The following is a 20,083-nucleotide window of genomic DNA, read 5'->3' as shown; positions in this document are numbered from 1 at the left end:
CTGACTCACCCTCGCCGCTCGACAGCCGCGACGGCGACCCACCCGCCACCCACGACCAACCCGCCGTCAGATAGACGCCTTGTTCAGCAGGCTCCCAGCACGACCGGTCCGGGATCGACGCGCTCGGCCCCGATCGTCACGGCGTCCGCGAGGGCCTCGAGGGCGCGGGGCACCCGGTCCGCGTCGTCCGTGGATAGGCGGAACAGCTCCTGGCCGGCGCTGACGCGGTCGCCGACGCCCGCCGTCCAGGTGACGCCGGCCGCCGCCTGCACCGGATCCTCCTTGCGGGCGCGTCCGGCGCCGAGCCGCCAGGCAGCGAGACCGACGGCCATGGCGTCCATGCTGGTGATGAAGCCATCGGACGCGGCGCGGACGACCTCCGTGTGCTGGGCGACGGGCAGGGGGCTGTCCGGATCGCCGCCCTGAGCAGCGATCATGCGCTTCCAGACGTCCATGGCCCGACCGGACGCGAGCGCTTCCGCCGGATCGGCGTCCACACCGGCGCAGGCGAGCATCTCGCGGGCCAGAGCGAGGGTGAGGTCAACCACGTCGGCTGGTCCGCCGCCGGCGAGCACCTCCACCGCCTCGGCCACCTCGCAGGCGTTGCCGGCGGACCGGCCCAGGGGAGCGTCCATGGCAGTGACCAGGGCGACCGTGTTGACGCCGGCGGCCTTGCCGAGGGCGACCATGGTGCGGGCGAGGGCGTCCGAGTTCTCGCGCGTCTTCATGAAGGCGCCCGATCCGGTCTTGACGTCGAGCACGAGCGAGCCGGTGCCCTCGGCGATCTTCTTGCTCATGATCGAGGCGCTGATCATGGCGATCGACTCGACGGTGCCCGTCACGTCGCGCAAGGCGTACAGCTTCTTGTCGGCGGGGGCCAGGCCGGTGCCGGCGGCGCAGATCACGGCGCCGACATCCTCCAATTGGGCGAGCATGTCGGCGTTGCTCAGGGACGCCCGCCAACCCGGGATCGCCTCGAGCTTGTCGAGCGTGCCGCCGGTGTGGCCGAGCCCGCGGCCCGAGAGCTGCGGAACCGCGACGCCGCAGGCCGCAACGAGGGGCGCCAGCGGCAGCGTGATCTTGTCGCCCACGCCGCCGGTCGAATGCTTGTCGGCGGTCGGCCGGGACAGCGACGAGAAGTCCATGCGCTCGCCGGTGTTGATCATGGCCGTCGTCCAGGTCGGGAGCTCGCGGCCGTCCAGGCCGCGGAAGAAGATCGCCATCGCCATGGCCGCCATCTGCTCGTCTCCGACGCCGCCGTCGGTGTACGCCCGGATCAGCCAGCGGATCTCGTCGTCACTCAGGACGCCTCCGTCGCGCTTGGTCCGGATGAGGTCAACCACGTCAAAACTCGCCATGCCGGCGACGGTACCCTCTTCCCCATGCGTATCGCTCGTTATGTGGTGGGGGAAGACCCCGTGTACGGCGTGGTCGAACTGGCAGCAGACGGCGGTGAGCATCCCGATACCGTGCGCACGCTCACGGGCGACCCGCTGGCCGGCCCGGTGAAGTACACCGGCGAGCGGCTCCACCTGGACGATGTCCGCCTGGTCGCGCCGGTCATCCCGCGCTCCAAGGTGGTCGCCATCGGGCGCAACTACGTCGCCCACATCCGCGAACTGGGCAACGAGATCCCGGACGCGCCGGTCAGCTTCCTGAAGCCGAACACGAGCGTGATCGGTCCGGGGGAGCCCATCGTCTACCCCAACGCCACGAAGCATGTCGACCACGAGGGCGAACTGGCGATCGTCATCGGACGCATCTGCCGCGACGTCCCCCGCGACCGCGTGCCGGAGGTGATCTTCGGCTACACGGCCGCCAACGACGTCAGCGCCCGCGATCTGCAGAAGTCGGACGTCCAATGGGGGAGGGCCAAGGGCTACGACACGTTCTGCCCGCTCGGGCCGTGGATCGTCACGCATCTGAGCGTCGACGAGGCGTCCGACCTCGACATCACGGTCACGGTCGAGCACGCCGACGGCTTGCGGGAGGAGCGCCAGCACGGCAACACGGGCCTGATGATGCGGGGCATCGCCGAGTTGGTGGAGTTCGTGTCCTCGTTCTGCACCTTGCTGCCCGGCGACGTCATCTTGACCGGGACGCCATCCGGCGTCGGTCCGATCGTGGCCGGCGACCGCGTCAACGTCGAGATCTCGGGCATCGGCGTCCTGTCGAACCCGGTCGTGTCGCAGGACGCCTGAGTGGCGTCCGACAAGCGTAAGCCGGCGCCGCGTCCGATCGCCAAGGCCCCGACTAGGACCGGTGCCCTCTCCTTCTGGGCCACCGAGCAGGTGCCGGAAGGGGTCGAGTTCACGGGGGTGCTCCGGACGCCGGGGGCTCGCCCGCTGATCGGCATCCTCGGCGTGATCATCGGGATCGGCAGCTTTTTCGCCTTCACGCCGTTGCTGACCCAACTCCTGGCTGTCGCCTATTGGCTGGCGACGGGCCGGGCGACGACCTTCCCCGAGACCTACAAGACCCTGCTGTCGTACGAGGTTCCGTTCGGCATGGTGGCCGCCCAGTTGGGCATCGCACTGCTCATCCCGATCTCCGCCGCCGTGATCCTGACCATCCACCACGTGCGTCCGGCGTATCTCTTCTCGGTGCGGCCCGGCCTGCGCTGGCGGGCGCTCTTCATCTTCCTGCCGGTGGCCTTCGTCGCCCTCAACGCCGTCCTGTTGCTCCAGAACGCCCTCGCGGGGCGTCCGTTCGTCCTGCAGCCCCAAGAGGGCTTCGTCGGCTTCCTCATCGCGATCTTGCTGACGTCCCCGCTCCAAGCGGCGGCCGAGGAAGTCTTCTTCCGCGGCTACCTGCTGCAGGCGTTGGGCTCGCTCGCGTCCAGCAAGTGGGTGGGCATCGTCGGCTCCGCGTTCGTCTTCGCCCTGTTCCACGGGACGCAGAACGCGTGGCTGTTCGGCAGCCGCTTCGCGTTCGGCGTCCTCGCCGCCCTGCTCGTCGTCTACCTCGGGGGACTCGAGGCCGGCATCGCCGCCCACATCGTCAACAACATGTGCGCGTTCGTCTACGCAGGCCTGTCAACCGGCATCGCGACACTCAAGGCCACCACCGAGGTCACACCGATGGACGCCGTCGGCGAGGTCGTCATGTACGCGGTCTTCACCCTGGCCGCCCTGGGGGTGGGGCGGGCGCTCCGCCTGCGGAGCCGCACGTCGGCGTCCGGTTTGGGTGAAGTCAAAACGGTGCGCTAAGGTTTGACCTCGCTGGCCGCAAGGCCAGCGAATCTGTGAGTGGGGCTCCACCCCCGCTCGCAGGCCTAGGGGTATGGGGTAATTGGCAGCCCGCCGGATTCTGGTTCCGTCAGTCTAGGTTCGAGTCCTAGTACCCCTGCGGAAGGCGATTTCCAGGCGCCACGCAGGCTCTGGTAAGGTCTTCTGGTCGCAAACGCGACAACCTGGCCCCGTTGTGTAGCGGCCTAGCACGCCGCCCTCTCAAGGCGGTAGCGCGGGTTCGAATCCCGTCGGGGCTACCAGGTGGCAACAGGGCGAGTCCTCTCGGACTCGCCCTGTTTCGCGTCTGGCATGCTTGGGCGCCATGAGCAGCATGTGGCCGGCGTCCAGTAACGACTCGTGGTTCAGGGTCGGACGCCTCGAGGTCACGACCGTCATGTTCGTGGTCCTCGTCACGGTGGCCTCCTGGCTCGCCTGGGTGATCTACCCGCCCCTGAGCTCCGACTTTGCGCTCATCCCTGGCGCCGTGTGGGACGGTCAGGTCTGGCGGCTGATCACGTGGCCGCTGGCCGACGGTTTGTCGTTCTGGGGCGTGCTCAACCTCTTCTTCTTCTGGTACTTCGGCACGGAGCTCGAAGGCCAGATCGGACGCCGACGCATGGCCTGGTTCCTGGGCGGGGTGTGGCTGAGCCTGACGACCGCGACGATGGTCGTGGGCTTCGTTTCGCCCGCGCTCTTCTTGGCCGGAATCGGCCTGATCGAGTTCATGGTCCTGCTGGTCTGGATCGCGGAGTACCCGAGGCGTCCGCTGTTCTTCGGAATCCAGGCCTGGGCGTTCGGCGCGATTCTGCTCGCGCTGCAGGTGCTGCAGTTGCTGGCGGCGCGGGGCTGGGCCAACATCGTCAGCCTGCTGCTCGGCGTCCTCTTGGTGGCGATCGTGGCGCGTAGCCAGGGCCTGTTGAGCGACTACGCGTGGATTCCGGGTCGGATGACCAAAGCGGCCCGTCCGGCTCGCCCCAAGAGCGCTGACCGAGCAGCAGCCCGGCAGCAGACGCGGCGAGCGTCCGATCGCGAGCGCCTCGACACGCTGCTGGACCGCATCAGCGAAGGTGGCCTGCAGAGCCTCACCGACGCCGAGCGCAAGGAGCTCGGCGACATTCGCAACCGCCTGCGCGGCGACCGCTGAACGTACTGGGTCGCCCCTAGGTCTGGCACGGCGATCGTCGCGTCGATGTCGCGGTTCACCATGACCCCGAGCGCTTGGGCGCCGGTTCGATGAACGGTCCAGCCGGCCAGAACTCGGTCAACCCGAGCCGCTGCCACACCTCGGACGCCTCACGTCGCAGGTCGGCCTCCGCCGCCAACAGTGCCGCATCCGAGGGATCCATCACCCTCAGCCCTCGGCGCCGGAGCGGCGCAAGACCTCTGACAGGCGCTCTGCTGCGGCGATCACGGCCGGTGCGTGCATGCGTCCGGGCTGGCGGCTGAGCCGCTCGATCGGACCCGACACCGAGACCGCGGCGATGACCTTGCCCGAGGGGGAGCGGACGGGGGCCGACACCGACGCCACACCCTGCTCGCGCTCAGCGACCGACTGGGCCCATCCGCGCCGACGCACGGTCGCCAGTGCTACCGCGGAGAACGACGAACTCGACAGTCCGCGGTGGATGCGCTCGGGGTCCTCCCACGCGAGCAGCACCTGAGCGGCGGAGCCCGCCGACATCGTGAGCTGGGCGCCGACCGGGATGGTGTCGCGCAGGCCGGACGGACGCTCGGCGGCCGCGGCGCACACGCGCAGGTCACCCTGGCGGCGGAACAACTGAGCGGACTCGCCGGTGATGTCGCGCAACCGGTTTAAGATCGGTCCCGCGGTCGCGAGCAGCCGGTCCTCGCCGGCTGCGGACGCCAGCTCGGTGAGGCGGGGGCCCAACACGAAGCGGCCCTGCAGATCACGGCTGACGAGGCGGTGGTGCTCCAGCGCCACGGCGAGGCGGTGAGCGGTCGGCCGCGCGAGCCCCGTCGCCCCGACGAGCCCTGCGAGAGTGGTGGGGCCTTGCTCGAGCGCTGTGAGCACGAGCGCTGCCTTGTCGAGCACGCCGACGCCGCTGGAATTGTCCATAGTGTGATACTGCCGTCTCGATTGGTGACATAGCAAGCGAGAATAGAGCGATAGATCGGCTTTTCTCGACGTCGAGATACTTTCACGAAGGAGCTGCGGTGGGCAAGACCCTTGCAGACAAGATCTGGGAGACCCACGTGGTCCGGACCGCGGCCGGTGAGCCCGATCTGCTCTACATCGATCTGCACCTCGTGCACGAGGTCACCAGCCCCCAGGCGTTCGATGGGCTCCGGCTCGCTGGCCGACGCGTACGGCGTCCGGACCTGACGCTCGCGACCGAGGACCACAACACGCCGACCGAGAACATCCTGGCCCCGATCGCAGATCCGGTCAGCAAGCTCCAGGTCGACACCCTCCGGGCCAACGCGGCGGAGTTTGGCGTACCGATCCACTCCCTCGGCACCGCCGACCAGGGCGTCGTCCACATCATCGGACCCGAGCTGGGCCTGACCCAGCCCGGCATGACGATCGTCTGCGGCGACAGCCACACCGCGACCCACGGCGCCTTCGGCGCGATCGCGTTCGGCATCGGGACGAGCGAGGTCGAGCACGTGCTGGCCACGCAAACCCTCGCCCAGGCGCGCGGCAAGCGGATGGCCGTCAACGTCCGCGGCGACCTGGCCCCCGGAGTCACCCCGAAGGACCTGATCCTGGCGCTCATCGCGCAGGTCGGCACCGGCGGCGGCCAGGGCTACATCGCCGAGTACCGCGGCGAGGCCATCGAGAAGATGTCGATGGAAGGCCGCATGACGATCTGCAACATGTCGATCGAGTGGGGCGCCAAAGCGGGCCTCATCGCGCCGGACGAGACGACGTATGCCTACCTGCAGGGGCGTCCGAACGCGCCGGAAGGCGACGAGTGGGACGCGGCGCTGGCGTACTGGAAGACCCTCTACTCGGACGCCGACGCGTCCTTCGATGCCGAGGTCGACCTGGACGCCTCCGCGCTCACCCCGTTCGTGACGTGGGGCACCAACCCGGGGCAGGGCCTGCCGCTCTCGGCCAACGTCCCCGTGCCGAACGAGATCGCGGACGCCGTCGATCGCGCCGCCGCCGAGAAGGCCATCGAGTACATGGGGCTGACCCCGGGCATGGCGCTGCGCGACATCAAGGTCGACACCGTCTTCCTGGGCTCGTGCACCAACGGACGCATCGAGGACCTGCGCGCCGCGGCGTCCGTCTTGAAGGGCCGCAAGGTGGCCGACGGCGTCCGGATGCTCGTCGTGCCGGGCTCGGCGCGGGTGCGCGTCCGGGCGATGTCCGAGGGGCTCGACAAGGTCTTCACCGAGGCCGGCGCCGACTGGCGCGAGGCGGGCTGTTCGATGTGCCTGGCCATGAACCCGGACAAGCTGGCGCCGGGGGAGCGGTCGGCGTCGACGTCCAACCGCAACTTCGAAGGGCGCCAGGGCAAGGGCGGCCGTACCCATCTCGTGTCCCCGGAGGTCGCCGCGGCGACCGCCGTGCGCGGCACCCTGTCGTCCCCCGCGGACCTGTGATCGGAGCCTGAACCATGGACAAGTTCACCACCCACACCGGCATCGGCGTCCCCCTGCGGCCGAGCAACGTCGACACCGACCAGATCATCCCCGCGGTCTACCTCAAGCGGGTGACGCGCTCGGGCTTCGAGGACGGCCTGTTTGCGGCCTGGCGCACCGACCCCGACTTTGTCTTGAACCAGCCGGCGTACGCGTCCGGATCGGTGCTCGTTGCAGGACCCGACTTCGGTACGGGCAGCTCCCGCGAGCACGCGGTGTGGGCCCTGCAGAACTACGGCTTCAAGGTCGTCGTCGGCAGCCGGTTCGCGGACATCTTCCGGGGCAACTCCGGCAAGGCCGGGCTGTTGATCGCCCAGGTCGACCAGGACGTGGTCGAGGAGCTCTGGCGCTACCTCGAGGACGCCCCCGGCTCGACCATCGCCGTGGACCTGACCGACCGCACTGTGACGGCCGGGGCCAACTCCTACCCGTTCACGATCGACGACTACACGGCGCATCGGCTGCTGAACGGCCTCGACGACATCGGCATCACGCTGAGCCACGCCGACGCGATCTCGGCGTACGAGGCCACGCGTCCGTCGTTCAAGCCGACCACGCTTCCGGTGCGCGTGGCCTCCTGACACGGGACGATTCCGACGCGGGTGGTCTGGCGGGTGCTCCGGACGCGCACGTCCGCTGATGCGCGTCGGTTTCATCCCGGACGCCGACCGCTACCGTTAGCGCGGTACAGCGACGATGGGGAGCCCGTGACCGAACTCGAGCCCTACGACGGACGCGCCCAGCGTCCGCTCCGGCAGGTCAATCGCGACGCGGCGACGCCGTTCTACGAGGCCATCACCAAGGCCTTCGGCTGGCTCATGCGACGCACCTCGAAGCAGAACTGGGGTCCGGCGAGCGCGATCCCGGCGCAGGGGCCCCTGATCGTCTGCCCGAACCACATCTCCAACTACGACGCGCCCGCGATCGGCCACTTCCTGATGTGGTCCGGACGCTTCCCGTACTTCCTGGGCAAGCGGCAGGTCTTCACCTGGCCGGTCGTCGGCTGGATCGCCCGCAAGTGCGAGCAGATCCCCGTCGATCGCGGGACGGACCGGGCCGGTGACGCCCTCACGCACGCCCGCGCTGCCCTCGAAAAGGGCCGCTGCGTCGTCATCTACACCGAGGGCACCCGGACCAAGGATCCCGATCTTTGGCCCATGACCGGACGCCCCGGCGCGGCCCGCCTGGCCCTCACCACCCGGACGCCCGTCATCCCGGTCGGGCAATGGGGCGCGCAAGAGGTCATGCCGCCCGGGCGGCCGGGATTCCACATCTGGCCGCGCCGGACGATGCGGGTGATCGCCGGCCCGCCGGTGCCCCTGGCCGACCTGTACGGCGACGAGCCCAGCAAGGCCGACCTCCAGGTCGCCACCGACCGGATCCTCGACGCCATCACGGTGCTCGTCGAGCAGGCGCGTGGCCAACAGGCCCCCGAGGGACGCTGGGACACCCGGGTCGGCGCGCGCCAGCCGCACTGACGGCGCTGAGGGCTTCGCTAGGCTGGCCCGCGGTCCACCACACTGACGACCGGCAGGAGCCTCCATGTCGAACCACCAAGCAGACCGCATCACGGTGGCGCTGATCTTCGGCGGGGTCAGCTCGGAGCACGACGTCTCGTGCCTCACGGCCGGCGGGGTCACGCGCGCGATCGACAGCGAGCGCTTCGACGTCGTCGGCATCGGGATCACGCCGTCCGGTCGCTGGGTGCAGGTGCCCCTGGCCGACATGCGGGCGATGGAGGTCGTCGACGACCGTCTTCCACGGTTGGACGAGGGACGCCCCGAGGCGTCCGTCTTCCGCGGAACCAACGGCGGCGGCCGGGTCGCCACGCTGGACGGCGACCGGCTCTCCGACGTCCACGACTTCGACGTGGCGTTCGCCCTGCTCCACGGACCGTTCGGCGAGGACGGCACGATCCAGGGCCTGTTCGAGATGCTGGGTATCCGGTATGTCGGCTCCGGCGTCGCCGCGTCCGCCAACGGGATGGACAAGGACATCATGAAGCGCCAGCTGATGGGCGCCGGGCTGAGCGTCAGTCCGTGGGTGACGATCACGAAGGCCGCCTGGGACGCCAACCCCGGACGCCTCCTCGACAAGTGCTCTGCGGACCTCTCGTTCCCGCTCTACGTCAAGCCGGCCCGCGCTGGGTCGTCCATGGGCATCAGCCGCGTGACTGGTCCCGCGGACCTCCCTGCAGCAATCCATGCGGCCCAGCAGCACGACCCCAAGGTCCTGGTCGAAGAGGGGCTGGTCGGCGTCCGCGAGATCGAGCTGTCGGTGCTGGGGGTGACCGGCGGGCGTCCGCGGGTGTCGATCGCGGGCGAGATTCTCGTGCACACCGACGACGCCTTCTACGACTACGAGGCCAAGTACACCCCGGACGAGCGTGTCACGCTGCAGATCCCCGCCGACGTCAGCCCGGCCCTGCTGAGCCGGATGCAGCGGGTCGCGGCCACAGCGTTCAACTCCCTCGACTGCGAGGGGCTGGCACGCGTCGATCTCTTCGTCACCGAGGACGACGACGTGGTCGTCAACGAGATCAACACCATGCCGGGCTTCACCCGGACGTCGATGTACCCCTCGCTGTGGGCGGCGTCCGGGCTGGCCTACCCCGACCTGATCGCGGCCCTCGTCCAGTTGGCCCTCGAGCGCCCCATGGGCCTGCGGTGAGCCTCCGGCCACCGGAGCCGACCGTCCGGGACGTCGGCGAGTTTGGGCTGATCGCCGCGATCACGGAAGGCCTCGGGCCCACGGCGTCCGTGCCGGTGAGCGTCGGCGACGACTGCGCCGTGCTGGCCCCGACCGGACGCCTCGCGGTGTCGACGGACGCGATGATCGAGGACGTCCACTTCAAGCGTGTCTGGTCGTCGGCCCACGACGTCGGACGCAAGGCCGTGGCGTCCGCGATGGCCGATGTCGAGGCGATGGGGGCGCGCCCCCTGGGTCTCGTGGTCAGCGCCTCGCTGCCCAAGGACCTGCCGGCGTCCTGGGCGCGGGAACTGACCGCAGGCATCCGCGCCGAGGCCGAGCTGTGCGGCGCCCAACTCGTCGGCGGCGATATCACCAGCGGCGACAAGATCGGCATCGTCTGCACCGTCTTCGGAGACCTCGAAGGCCGGACGCCGACGCTGCGGTGCGGCGCGGTGCCGGGCCAGGTCGTGGCCTACATCGGCAACCTCGGCATGGCCGAGGCCGGGCTCACGGTGCTGCGTCGCGGCTTCCGCTCGCCGGCGGCGGTCGTGAACGCGCACCGGGTGCCCGCACCGCCGTACGGCCAGGGGATCGTCGCGTCCGAAGCGGGAGCGGGGGCCATGATCGACTGCTCGGACGGGCTCGTGGCCGACCTGCGGCACATCGCCGAGGCGTCCGGGGTGGTCATCGCCCTCGAGACGGACGCGCTGCAGGTGGCCGAGCCGCAGAAGACGGTCGCCGCGGCCATCGGGGGAGCGGAACCGCTCGACTTCATCCTGCGCGGCGGCGACGATCACGCGCTGCTGGCCACCTTCGCTCCGGGACGCGTCCCGGCCGGCTGGACCGTCATCGGCGGCGTTGCCGCCGCCGACGGGACCCCGGGCGTCCTCGTCGACGGACGTCCCTGGGACGCCGATGGCGGCTGGACGCACTTCTGAGTCCGGGGATGACGAAGCTGCGCATTCGCCTGGTCGAGCTCTCGGACGCGGACGAACTGGCGGCCCTGCTGGTCGCGTCCCGTGAACACCTCGAGCCGTGGGAGCCGACCCGGGGCGACGACTACTTCACGCTGACGGGTCAGCGCACCGTGATCGAGAAGGCGCTGCGTCTGCACCGGCTCGAGGCCGGCACCCTCGTCCACAGCGTCGCGTCGCAGAAGGCTCTACTCGCCAACGGATTCGAGCGCTACGGCCTCGCGCCGAAGCTGGTGAAGATCGCCGGCGTCTGGCAGGACCACGTGCTCTACCAAGCTCTCACCGACGACCCCACCGTCTGAGCCGCGCTCGGCGTGGCGGACGCCCGGCTCGGGGGTCCGGCCGCGGGAGCTTGTTAGGGTGACCTCCATGGCGACCCGCGCGTCTTCCCCCACGCGGACCCGATCGACGTCTGCCCGTACGGGCGGGGCGAGGTCAGGTTCGGCTGGCTCCGGAAGCAAACGACCCACGACGGCACGTCCCAGGACCAGGTCCTCGGGTGGCGTGTTGTCGACGCTCGGACGCGGCGTGGCGGGGCTCTGGAACGGCATCGCCCATCTGCTCGGCGGAGCCGTCCGGTCGGTGGGTCGCGCGGTCCGCAACATCGATCCTTCCGTGCGCCGCGACGGCGCCGGGCTCGCACTCGTGGCGGTGGCGCTTGTCACGGCCGCGGCGTCCTGGTTCGCCTTGCCTGGCGCGGCTGGCGATTGGCTGCGGATGGTCGTCACCACGGTCTTCGGGTCGTTCAGCTACGCGCTGCCGCTGTGCGCCGCCGCGATGGCCTGGCGGACGCTTCGCCATCCCGAGAACAACGGCCCAGCCGGACGCCAGGCGGTCGGTTGGACGGCTCTGGTGCTCGGCGTGCTGGGCCTGATCAGCATCGCCAAGGGAATCCCCAACCCACAGCACCCGCTCGACCTGCGCGCCGCGGGCGGCATGCTCGGCTTCATCTCCTCCAGCTTCCTGGCCGATCTGCTCACGGCCTGGGTGGCCGCCCCGATCCTGGTCCTGCTCAGCCTGTTCGGCGTCCTGGTCATCGTCGGCATTCCGCTGCACGAGGTGCCGATGCGCCTGCAGCGGGTTCGCGAGGTCATGGCCGCCTCGCGCACCCCTCGGGTCACGACCTACCGCGCGGACCTGGCCTACGAGACCCCGTTGATCCTCGAGGCGCTGACCGACGACGAGGGCGCCCCGGGCGCAGCCCCGCTCGCCCTGGACGAGGCCCCCAAGGCGCCGGTGACCGCCGGACGCAGCCGTGCGGCCAAGGCGGACGCCCCGGCCGAGTTGCTCCCGCCCGCCCACTCGAACGCCCCGCTACGCGCGGAGCAGCTGACCTTGTCGGGCGACGTCGCCTACGTCCTGCCGGACCACTCCATCCTCAAGCCGGGCACGACGCCCAAGGCGCGCTCTGAGGCGTCCGATGCCGTCGTGGGACGATTGCAGGACGTGCTGAAGCAGTTCGACATCGATGCGACCGTGACCGGCTACCAGCGCGGGCCGACGGTCACGCGCTACGCCGTCGAGCTGGGCACGGGCATCAAGGTCGAGAAGGTCACCGCCCTGGCGAAGAACATCGCGTACGCGGTGGCGTCCCCGGACGTGCGCATCCTCTCGCCGATCCCCGGCAAGTCGGCCATCGGCATCGAGATCCCCAACAGCGACAAGGAGATCGTCTCGCTGGGCGACGTGCTGCGCTCGCCGAAGGCGCGCAACGACCATCACCCGATGACCGTCGGCCTGGGGAAGGACGTCGAGGGCGGCTACCTCGTCGCCAACCTCGCCAAGATGCCGCACCTGCTGGTCGCCGGCGCCACCGGCTCGGGCAAGTCGAGCTTCGTGAACTCGATGATCACCTCGATCATGATGCGGTCGACTCCGGACGAGGTGCGCATGCTGCTGGTCGACCCCAAGCGGGTCGAGCTCACGCACTACGAGGGCATTCCGCACCTGGTCACGCCGATCATCACCAGCCCGAAGAAGGCCGCGGAGGCGCTGCAGTGGGTCTGCCGCGAGATGGACGCCCGCTACGACGACCTCGCAGCGTTCGGGTTCCGGCACATCGACGACTTCAACAAGGCGGTCGCGGCCGGCCAGGTCAAGCTGCCGCCGGGCTCCGAGCGCAGCCTTGAGCCGTACCCCTACCTGCTGGTGATCGTCGACGAGCTCGCCGACCTGATGATGGTCGCCCCCCGCGACGTCGAGGACTCGATCGTCCGCATCACCCAGCTGGCGCGGGCGGCGGGCATCCACCTCGTGCTGGCGACTCAGCGTCCGTCCACGGACGTCGTGACCGGCCTGATCAAGGCCAACGTGCCGTCCCGCCTCGCGTTCGCGACGTCATCCATGACCGACAGCCGCGTGATTTTGGACCAGCCGGGCGCCGAGAAGCTGGTCGGCCAGGGCGACGGGCTGTTCCTGCCGATGGGGCAGAGCAAGCCGGTGCGCGTCCAGGGCGCCTGGGTGACCGAGCACGAGATCCGCGAGGTCGTCGCGGCCATCAGCGCGCAGGCCAAGCCGGTCTTCCGCGAGGACGTCTCGGTCGTGGCCGAGTCGACGAAGGTCGCCGAGGACATCGGGGACGACCTCGAGCTGGTGCTCGAGGCGGCGTCCCTGGTGGTCAACCTGCAGTTGGGCTCGACGTCGATGCTGCAGCGGAAGCTGCGGGTCGGCTTCGCCAAGGCCGGACGCCTCATGGACATCCTCGAGACCCGCGGCGTCGTGGGCCCGTCCGAGGGCTCGAAGCCCCGCGAGGTCCTCGTCAAGCCGGACGATCTGGACGCCGTGCTGCTCAACCTGCGCGAGGGCTGACAGGACGCCTCCGCGCTCAGCCGAGGGTGCGATCCAGGAACGGCAGGACCAGTCCGCGCAGCACCTGGTCGGTGTAGAACGCGCCGTCATCGTGGCCCGCGGGCAGCAGTTCGAGCTGCACCGGCGTCCCGGCGGCCCGGAGCGCGTCGGCCATCCGCTGACTCTGCGCCGCGGGCACCAGGCAGTCCTTCGTCCCGTGGAGCAGCAGCATCGGCGTCCTGGCGCCGCCCGCGTGGGACACGGGGCTCGCCCGGAGGGCCTCCTCGCGCGCGGCGCCGGCCGGGTCGCCACCCAGCAGCGTGATCAGGACGCCCGTCGTCGCGGCGTCGAACTGGCAGCCGGCGGCGTCCTGATCGGACGTCAGCCGCGTGAGATCGGAGACGCCGTAGAAGCTGACCACGGCGGACGCCTTGGTGGAGACGCCGGTCGTCCCGACCGTCCCCTCCCAGGCGGGATCGTCACCGGTCAGGGCGGCGAGCTGGGCCAGGTGGGCGCCGGAGGAGTCGCCGGCGAGGACCAGGGTGTCAGGTTTAAGCGTGAGGCCCCCCGCGTTCGCCCGCAGGAACCTGATCGCCGCCTTGACGTCGTCGAGCTGGGCCGGGAACCGCGCGGAGGTGCTCGGGCGGAACTCCGCGCTCGCCACCGCGTAGCCCCGTGCCAGCAGGGCGTCTCTGAGCGCCCCGTAGCCGCCGAGCATCGTCTTGCGGCCGATCGCCCAGGACCCACCGTGGAGGAACAGCACGGTCGCGGACGGCCCCGGGGTTGTGGGGAGGTACAGGTCCAACCGATGGGACACCGAGTCGTCCGAGGCGTACGCGACGTCCAGGTAGGCCGCCCCCGGCGTCCCCCGAGGAACGGACGCCGACGGCGTCGCCGCGCTGGCTGACGCGATCCCGGACGCCGACGTCGAGGTCGACGGCGACGCCCCCACACCGGGCACCGGACCCGGCGCCGACGCGCACGCGCCGACCGTGAGGGCGACGACGGCCGCCCCGGCCAGCAGGCCCGCCGACCGCACGGATCAGGCTCGCTTGGTCTCGAGGAAGCTCGCGATCCGGCCGATGGCCTCGGTCAGCACGGACGTGTCCGGCAGTGCGACGAGGCGGAAGTGATCCGGGTGCGGCCAGTTGAAGCCGGTCCCGTGCGTGACCAGGATCTTCTTGGCCCGCAGCAGCTCGATGACGAACGCCTGGTCGTCCTCGATGGGGTAGACGTCCGGGTCGAGGCGCGGGAAGACGTACAACGCGCCCTGCGGTTCGACGCAGCTCACGCCGGGGATCTCGTTGAGGAGCTTCCAGGCGAGCTTGCTCTGGTCGTAGAAGCGGCCCCCCGGGACGATGTACTCGTCGATGCTCTGGTAGCCGCCCAGCGCGGTTTGGATGGCCTGCTGACCAGGCACGTTGGCGCACATCCGCATATTGGCCAGCAGCGTGATGCCCTCGATGAAGTCGGCGGCGATGTCCTTCGGGCCGGTGATCACGGCCCAGCCGGCCCGGTAGCCGCAGACCTGGTATGCCTTCGACAGCCCGCTGAAGGTGATGCACAGCACGTCGTCGCCGGCGAACGTCGCCGTGTGGTGGTGGACGTGCCCGTCGAACAGGATCTTCTCGTAGATCTCGTCGCTGAACAGGACCAGCTCGTGGCGGCGGGCGATCTCGGCAAGGCCCTTGACGATGTCCTCGCTATAGACCGCTCCGGTGGGGTTGTTGGGGTTGATCACGACCAGCGCCTTGGTGCGGTCGGTGATCTTGGCCTCGATGTCGGCGAGGTCGGGGTTCCAGCCGTTGCTCTCGTCGCACAGGTAGTGGACGGCCTTGCCGCCCGACAGCGTGACGGCGCCCGTCCAGAGCGGATAGTCGGGCGCGGGCACCAGGATCTCGTCGCCGTTGTCGGTGTAGGCCTGCAGGATCATGCTGATCAGCTCACTGACCCCGTTGCCGATGTAGACGTCGTCGACGCCGACCCCGGTCAGCCCGTGCGACTGGTAGTAGTTCGCCACGGCCGTCCGGGCGGCGTAGATGCCGCGCGAGTCCGAGTAGCCCTGCGACTCGCCCAACGTATGGATCATCGCCGCCTGGATGCCCTCGGGGGCCTCGAAGCCGAACGGAGCCGGATTGCCGATGTTGAGCTTCAGGATCTTGTGGCCCTCGGCCTCGAGCCGCTGGGCCTCGACGAGGATGGGTCCCCGGACGTCGTAGCGGACGTCGGCCAGCTTGCGGCTCTGAAAGATCTGTCGGCGCATGGGGGCGATTATCGCACCCGGGCGCGGCCGATCCTCCGGAGGCCCATCGCGCGTTCGCCGCGTCCGGTTGCCGCGCCGCTAGCCTGTTCGGGTGACTGCTGCGACCACCGTGCACATCGTCTCCCTCGGCTGCGCCCGCAACGAGGTGGATTCCGACGAGCTCGCCGGACGCCTCGAGGCCGGCGGTTTCGTCCTCGTCGACGAGCCATCGGACGCCGAGGCGATCGTCGTGAACACGTGCGGCTTCATCGAGTCGGCCAAGAAGGACTCCATCGACACGCTGCTCGCGGCGTCCGATCTGAAGGGCGGAACGACGCGGCGCGTCGTGGCAGTCGGTTGCATGGCCGAGCGCTACGGCGCCGAGCTCGCCGACGCGCTGCCCGAGGCGGACGCCGTCCTGGGCTTCGACGCGTACGCCGACATCGATGCCCGGCTGCGCCGGATCATGGCGGGCGAGCACCTCGACTCCCACGTCCCGACCGATCGTCGGCGGCTCTTGCCGCTGGCACCGAGCGGACGCCAGCGTGCGGCGTCCGATGTCGCCGTTCCCGGCCTGTTCCAGCCGCAGCTGTTGGAGCCGACCGACGACCTGCCGGATCTGCCCAGCGTGGCCGCCCCGGCGTCCGGCCCTCGTCCGGTGCGACGCCGGCTGAGCCCGGGTCCGTCCGCGCCGGTGAAGATCGCGTCCGGCTGCGACCGTCGCTGCACGTTCTGCGCCATTCCCTCGTTTAGGGGCTCGTTCGTGTCGCGTCCGGTGGAGGACGTCGTGGCCGAGGTGCGCGCCCTGGCCGCCCAGGGCGTCAAGGAGGCGTTCCTCGTCAGCGAGAACTCGACCTCGTACGGCAAGGACCTGCGCGATCTGGACGCGCTGCCTCGATTGCTGCGGGAGCTGTCGGCGATCGACGAGCTGGAGTGGATTCGAGTGAGCTATCTGCAGCCGGCCGAGGTGCGGCCCGGGCTGCTGGAGGCCATGTGCTCGACGCCGAAGGTCGTGCCGTACTTCGACTTGTCGTTCCAGCACGCCTCGACTCCCGTGCTGCGGCGCATGCGCCGCTATGGCAGCCCCGAACAGTTCCTCGGCCTGCTAGAGCGGATTCGCACGTTGGCGCCGAACGCTGGCGTCCGCAGCAACGTCATCGTCGGGTTCCCCGGCGAGACGGACGCCGACGTCCAGACCCTCGTCGACTTCGTGTCAGAAGCTCGACTGGACGCGCTCGGCGTCTTCGCGTACTCCGACGAGGAGGGCACCGAAGGCGTCGCACTGCCGGACCACGTGGACGACGACGTGATCGCCGAGCGGTACGAGCGCCTGTCCACGCTCGCGAACGACCTGGTCGAGGCGCGAGCAGACGAACGGATGGGGGAGCGCGTCCAGGTGCTGATCGAGGGCCGCGACGAGCGGGGAGCGGTCGGACGGGCCGAGCACCAGGGCCCCGACGTGGACGGCTCGGTGTCGATCGAGGACGCCGCGGGCCGCCTCGCCGTGGGCGAACTCGTGTGGGGTAGGGTCACGGCAACTGACGGCGCAGACCTGATCGTGGAGCGTGAGCGATGACCACACCGGTGCAGGGCACGACCAGCAACTGGAACGTGCCGAACGCCTTGACCGTCCTGCGCATCGTGCTGGTGCCCGTCTTTGCCTGGCTGCTGCTGGCCAACCTCGCCAGCCCGTCGATGAGGTGGATCGCCGACGGGGTCTTCATCCTCGCGATCCTCACCGACATGGCCGACGGCAAGATCGCCCGCAGGTACAACCTGATCACCAACTTCGGCAAGCTGTGGGATCCGATCGCCGACAAGGCCCTGACCGGAATGGGCTTCATCGGGCTGTCGATCCTCGGCGAGCTGCCGTGGTGGATCACCGTGATGATCCTGCTGCGCGAGTGGGGCATCACGCTGATGCGGGTCTGGATCCTCCAGTACGGAACGGTCATGGCCGCCAATATGGGCGGCAAACTCAAGACCGTCACCCAGGCGGTCGCCCTGGCCATGTTCATTCCGGGGCTGGGCTTCCTCCCGGCGTGGTGGGGGTGGATCGCGTGGGCGATCATGATCCTGGCCTTCGCGCTGACCGTCTACACGGGCATCGACTACCTGCTGGCGGCAGGACGCACCCGGGCGGCCTACTTCGAAGCGCACCCCGAGGAACGACGGCGATGACCGACCTGGCCGCCCGCGTGGTGGCGACCATGCGCGAGCGGGACATCACCTTGGCCACGGCCGAGTCGTTGACCGGCGGGATGCTGGGGGCGGCCATCACATCGGTGCCGGGGGCGTCCAAGGTGTACCTGGGTGGAGTGGTTGCCTACGCCACCGAGCTCAAGTCGAGCCTGCTGCAGGTCGAGCGCTTGGAGATCGAGACGTTCTCGGTGGTCAGCTCGCAGGTCGCGCAGGGGATGGCCGCCGGCATCAGCGCAGCCACGGGGGCCGACTGGTGCATCGGCGTCACCGGCGTTGCGGGTCCGGATCCGCAGGACGGCCATGATCCGGGCGAGGTCTGGATCGGCGTCCAGGGCCCGCGCATCGGAACGCTGGCCCCCTTGGTGATGACCCAGCAGTTCCAGTTCGAAGGCGACCGCTCGGCAGTCCGAATGGCCACCGTCGACGCGGCGTTGTCGATGCTGCTGCGCATCTTGTCCCCGGTGTAGGCTGAAACGATCCGGAATACCTCACGGCTCGTGTGGGTTTCAGGGCATGGCTTGAGGATGGGAGGCGAGATGGCTGCGGTGCTGATGAGAGACATGCTGGGGCAGACGCTGCGCGAGTTGCGCGTGTCCTCCGACCTCACGTTGCGTGACGTCTCGTCGTCCGCGCGGGTCTCGTTGGGCTACCTCTCGGAGATCGAGCGTGGCCACAAGGAGGCGTCCAGCGAGCTGCTGAACGCGATCTGTGCCGCCCTGGACGTCCCTTTGGCGGACGTCCTGCGCGATGTCGCCGAGCGGGCCGATGCCGGCACCCGCATCACCCCGCTGCCGCTGCGCACGGTCCGCGCGGCCTGATCCTCGGCAACCTGCGGTGAGGGAGACGGAGCTGTGGCGCCGTCTGGACAGCCATGTCGGCGCTGGCTACGCGAAAAGCTGGGCCGGCCAGGTCGCCTTGACCGCCCTCGACAGCCGAACCGTCCTGGAGGCACTGGCTGACGGCGTGCCGACACGGGCGGTCTGGGATGCCGTGTGGGTCGCCCTGGAACTGCCTGATTCCGAGCGCTGATTCCGCTCCTCGACACGCCGGAGACCGGTTGCTTGTCTTCGAACATGTGTTCGGTAGTCTGTCTCGCGACGCTGGATCCGAGCAGAGTTATCCACAGATTTGGCGAACGTGACGAAATGTCGGAGGCGGTTCCTAATGTGTGGACGTCAACTGGCTGAGGCAGGAAAGGAACGGTCATGGCGGTAGCTGATCGCGAGAAGGCTCTGGAGGCCGCGCTCGCCCAGATCGAGAAGCAGCACGGCAAGGGGTCGGTCATGCGGCTGGGCGATGAGACCCGGTTGCCGATGGAGATCATCCCGACCGGGTCCATCGCTCTGGACGTGGCGCTCGGGGTGGGCGGCCTGCCGCGCGGGCGCGTGGTGGAGATCTACGGCCCGGAGTCGAGCGGTAAGACGACCGTGGCCCTGCACGCGGTGGCGAACGCCCAGCGCGCGGGTGGCATCTGCGCCTTCATCGACGCCGAGCACGCCCTGGATCCCGACTACGCGAAGGCGCTGGGCGTCGACACCGACGCCCTGCTGGTCAGCCAGCCCGACAACGGCGAGCAGGCGCTGGAGATCGCCGACATGCTGGTGCGCTCGGGTGCCCTTGCACTGGTGGTCATCGACTCCGTCGCAGCTCTGACCCCGCGCGCCGAGATCGAGGGCGAGATGGGCGACAGCCACGTCGGCCTGCAGGCGCGCCTCATGAGCCAGGCGCTGCGCAAGATGACGGGCGCTCTGAACTCGTCGAACACCACCGCCATCTTCATCAACCAGCTGCGCGAGAAGATCGGGGTGATGTTCGGCTCACCCGAGACCACCACGGGTGGCCGCGCCCTGAAGTTCTACTCCACCGTGCGCCTCGACGTGCGTCGCATCGAGACCCTCAAGGACGGCACCGAGTCGGTGGGCAACCGCACCCGCGTCAAGGTCGTCAAGAACAAGGTCGCGCCGCCCTTCAAGCAGGCCGAGTTCGACATCATCTACGGCGAGGGCATCAGCCGTGAGGGCAGCCTGATCGACGCCGGTGTGGAAGAGGGCATCATCCGCAAGGCAGGGGCCTGGTTCACCTACGAGGGCGATCAACTCGGCCAGGGCAAGGAGAACGCCCGCAACTACCTCAAGCGCAACCCTGAGGTTGCGAACGAGATCGAACGGCGCATCAAGGCCAAGCTGGGCATCGGTCCGGAAGGTGCGGCCGCGCTGGCCGCCGCCACGGCTGCGAGCGCTCCGGCGCCCGCAGCCGAGCCCGCCTCGCCGTCGCCGCGCGGACGCAAGGCGTCCGCTGTTCCCGACGGCGTCGACCCCCTGACCGGCGAGCTGGTCTTCTGACGC

Annotated in this window: 21 protein-coding genes and 2 tRNA genes; 18 read left to right on the top strand and 5 right to left on the bottom strand. The window is 69.7% G+C overall.

The genetic code is table 11. The features are described 5' to 3' along the window. Positions 1 to 83: 83 nt before the first annotated feature. Positions 84 to 1,358, bottom strand: coding sequence for a thymidine phosphorylase (locus tag FN821_RS03685; RefSeq protein WP_131171183.1), 1,275 nt, complete (start codon positions 1,356 to 1,358; stop codon positions 84 to 86). Positions 1,359 to 1,382: 24 nt separating this feature from the next. Here FN821_RS03685 and FN821_RS03680 point away from each other — a divergent pair, with 24 nt between their 5' ends. The 5 genes from FN821_RS03680 (at position 1,383) to FN821_RS03660 (ending at position 4,374) form a co-directional block, all read left to right on the top strand. Beyond that, the gene (locus tag FN821_RS03680; RefSeq protein WP_131171182.1) at positions 1,383 to 2,201 is read left to right on the top strand and encodes a fumarylacetoacetate hydrolase family protein; all 819 of its coding nucleotides are present in this window, start codon (positions 1,383 to 1,385) and stop codon (positions 2,199 to 2,201) included. Then, positions 2,202 to 3,209: a CPBP family intramembrane glutamic endopeptidase gene (locus FN821_RS03675; RefSeq protein WP_131171181.1), complete on the top strand. Its 1,008-nt coding sequence runs from the start codon at positions 2,202 to 2,204 to the stop codon at positions 3,207 to 3,209. 67 nt (positions 3,210 to 3,276) lie between these two features. Beyond that, positions 3,277 to 3,348 (top strand) — tRNA-Gln (locus FN821_RS03670). 66 nt (positions 3,349 to 3,414) lie between these two features. Continuing rightward, positions 3,415 to 3,490 (top strand) — tRNA-Glu (locus FN821_RS03665). Positions 3,491 to 3,552: 62 nt separating this feature from the next. Then, on the top strand, positions 3,553 to 4,374 hold the full coding sequence (locus FN821_RS03660; protein ID WP_131171180.1) for a rhomboid family intramembrane serine protease: 822 nt from the start codon (positions 3,553 to 3,555) through the stop codon (positions 4,372 to 4,374). Between the two features lie 55 nt (positions 4,375 to 4,429). Here the strand turns inward: FN821_RS03660 and FN821_RS14160 are convergent, their stop codons facing one another. Together FN821_RS14160 and FN821_RS03655 are read right to left on the bottom strand one after the other, a co-directional pair. Continuing rightward, entirely contained in the window at positions 4,430 to 4,576 is a 147-nt protein-coding gene (locus FN821_RS14160; protein ID WP_165489227.1) for a hypothetical protein, read from the bottom strand. Positions 4,577 to 4,581: 5 nt separating this feature from the next. Continuing rightward, complete coding sequence (locus FN821_RS03655) at positions 4,582 to 5,307, bottom strand: IclR family transcriptional regulator (protein ID WP_131171179.1); 726 nt, start codon at positions 5,305 to 5,307, stop codon at positions 4,582 to 4,584. 98 nt (positions 5,308 to 5,405) lie between these two features. Here FN821_RS03655 and leuC point away from each other — a divergent pair, with 98 nt between their 5' ends. From leuC to FN821_RS03620, 7 genes are all read left to right on the top strand, one after another. Beyond that, positions 5,406 to 6,803, top strand: a complete 1,398-nt coding sequence (gene leuC, locus FN821_RS03650) for a 3-isopropylmalate dehydratase large subunit (protein WP_131171178.1) — start codon at positions 5,406 to 5,408, stop codon at positions 6,801 to 6,803. A gap of 14 nt (positions 6,804 to 6,817) precedes the next feature. After that, on the top strand, positions 6,818 to 7,423 hold the full coding sequence (leuD, locus tag FN821_RS03645) for a 3-isopropylmalate dehydratase small subunit (RefSeq protein WP_131171177.1): 606 nt from the start codon (positions 6,818 to 6,820) through the stop codon (positions 7,421 to 7,423). A 126-nt stretch (positions 7,424 to 7,549) separates the two neighbouring features. Next, positions 7,550 to 8,320 (top strand): lysophospholipid acyltransferase family protein, encoded by a 771-nt coding sequence (locus FN821_RS03640; protein ID WP_131171176.1) that lies wholly within the window; start codon positions 7,550 to 7,552, stop codon positions 8,318 to 8,320. A gap of 64 nt (positions 8,321 to 8,384) precedes the next feature. After that, positions 8,385 to 9,512, top strand: coding sequence for a D-alanine--D-alanine ligase family protein (locus FN821_RS03635; protein ID WP_131171175.1), 1,128 nt, complete (start codon positions 8,385 to 8,387; stop codon positions 9,510 to 9,512). Continuing rightward, positions 9,509 to 10,471, top strand: coding sequence for a thiamine-phosphate kinase (locus tag FN821_RS03630; protein WP_131171174.1), 963 nt, complete (start codon positions 9,509 to 9,511; stop codon positions 10,469 to 10,471). The genes FN821_RS03635 and FN821_RS03630 overlap by 4 nt, the downstream gene beginning before the upstream one ends. A gap of 8 nt (positions 10,472 to 10,479) precedes the next feature. Then, a complete protein-coding gene (locus FN821_RS03625; RefSeq protein ID WP_131171173.1) occupies positions 10,480 to 10,809 on the top strand; it encodes a GNAT family protein in 330 nt (109 codons plus the stop codon). Between the two features lie 67 nt (positions 10,810 to 10,876). Beyond that, the gene (locus tag FN821_RS03620) at positions 10,877 to 13,315 is read left to right on the top strand and encodes an FtsK/SpoIIIE family DNA translocase (protein WP_180319731.1); all 2,439 of its coding nucleotides are present in this window, start codon (positions 10,877 to 10,879) and stop codon (positions 13,313 to 13,315) included. A gap of 16 nt (positions 13,316 to 13,331) precedes the next feature. On the opposite strand, the gene FN821_RS03615 is transcribed toward FN821_RS03620, so the two are convergent. After that, positions 13,332 to 14,333, bottom strand: coding sequence for an alpha/beta hydrolase (locus tag FN821_RS03615; RefSeq protein WP_131171172.1), 1,002 nt, complete (start codon positions 14,331 to 14,333; stop codon positions 13,332 to 13,334). Between the two features lie 3 nt (positions 14,334 to 14,336). Continuing rightward, a complete protein-coding gene (locus tag FN821_RS03610; protein ID WP_131171171.1) occupies positions 14,337 to 15,557 on the bottom strand; it encodes a pyridoxal phosphate-dependent aminotransferase in 1,221 nt (406 codons plus the stop codon). A gap of 91 nt (positions 15,558 to 15,648) precedes the next feature. Between FN821_RS03610 and rimO the strand changes: the two genes are divergently transcribed. The 6 genes from rimO to recA all read left to right on the top strand — a co-directional run bounded on the left by rimO (position 15,649) and on the right by recA (position 20,080). Then, a complete protein-coding gene (gene rimO, locus FN821_RS03605) occupies positions 15,649 to 17,112 on the top strand; it encodes a 30S ribosomal protein S12 methylthiotransferase RimO (RefSeq protein WP_131171170.1) in 1,464 nt (487 codons plus the stop codon). Further along, positions 17,109 to 17,717, top strand: coding sequence for a CDP-diacylglycerol--glycerol-3-phosphate 3-phosphatidyltransferase (pgsA, locus tag FN821_RS03600; protein WP_131171169.1), 609 nt, complete (start codon positions 17,109 to 17,111; stop codon positions 17,715 to 17,717). The genes rimO and pgsA overlap by 4 nt, the downstream gene beginning before the upstream one ends. Beyond that, positions 17,714 to 18,205, top strand: coding sequence for a CinA family protein (locus FN821_RS03595; RefSeq protein ID WP_131171168.1), 492 nt, complete (start codon positions 17,714 to 17,716; stop codon positions 18,203 to 18,205). Before pgsA ends, FN821_RS03595 begins: the two co-directional genes overlap by 4 nt. A 69-nt stretch (positions 18,206 to 18,274) precedes the next feature. After that, a complete protein-coding gene (locus tag FN821_RS03590; protein ID WP_131171167.1) occupies positions 18,275 to 18,556 on the top strand; it encodes a helix-turn-helix domain-containing protein in 282 nt (93 codons plus the stop codon). A 16-nt stretch (positions 18,557 to 18,572) separates the two neighbouring features. After that, a complete protein-coding gene (locus FN821_RS03585; RefSeq protein ID WP_131171166.1) occupies positions 18,573 to 18,767 on the top strand; it encodes a DUF3046 domain-containing protein in 195 nt (64 codons plus the stop codon). Between the two features lie 176 nt (positions 18,768 to 18,943). After that, complete coding sequence (recA, locus tag FN821_RS03580; RefSeq protein WP_131171165.1) at positions 18,944 to 20,080, top strand: recombinase RecA; 1,137 nt, start codon at positions 18,944 to 18,946, stop codon at positions 20,078 to 20,080. The last annotated feature ends 3 nt before the right edge of the window (positions 20,081 to 20,083 follow it).

Origin of the sequence: Propioniciclava tarda (assembly GCF_900182665.1) — a bacterium.
GTDB classification, from domain to species: domain Bacteria; phylum Actinomycetota; class Actinomycetes; order Propionibacteriales; family Propionibacteriaceae; genus Propioniciclava; species Propioniciclava tarda.
This window is presented reverse-complemented; position numbering and strand designations above follow the sequence as displayed.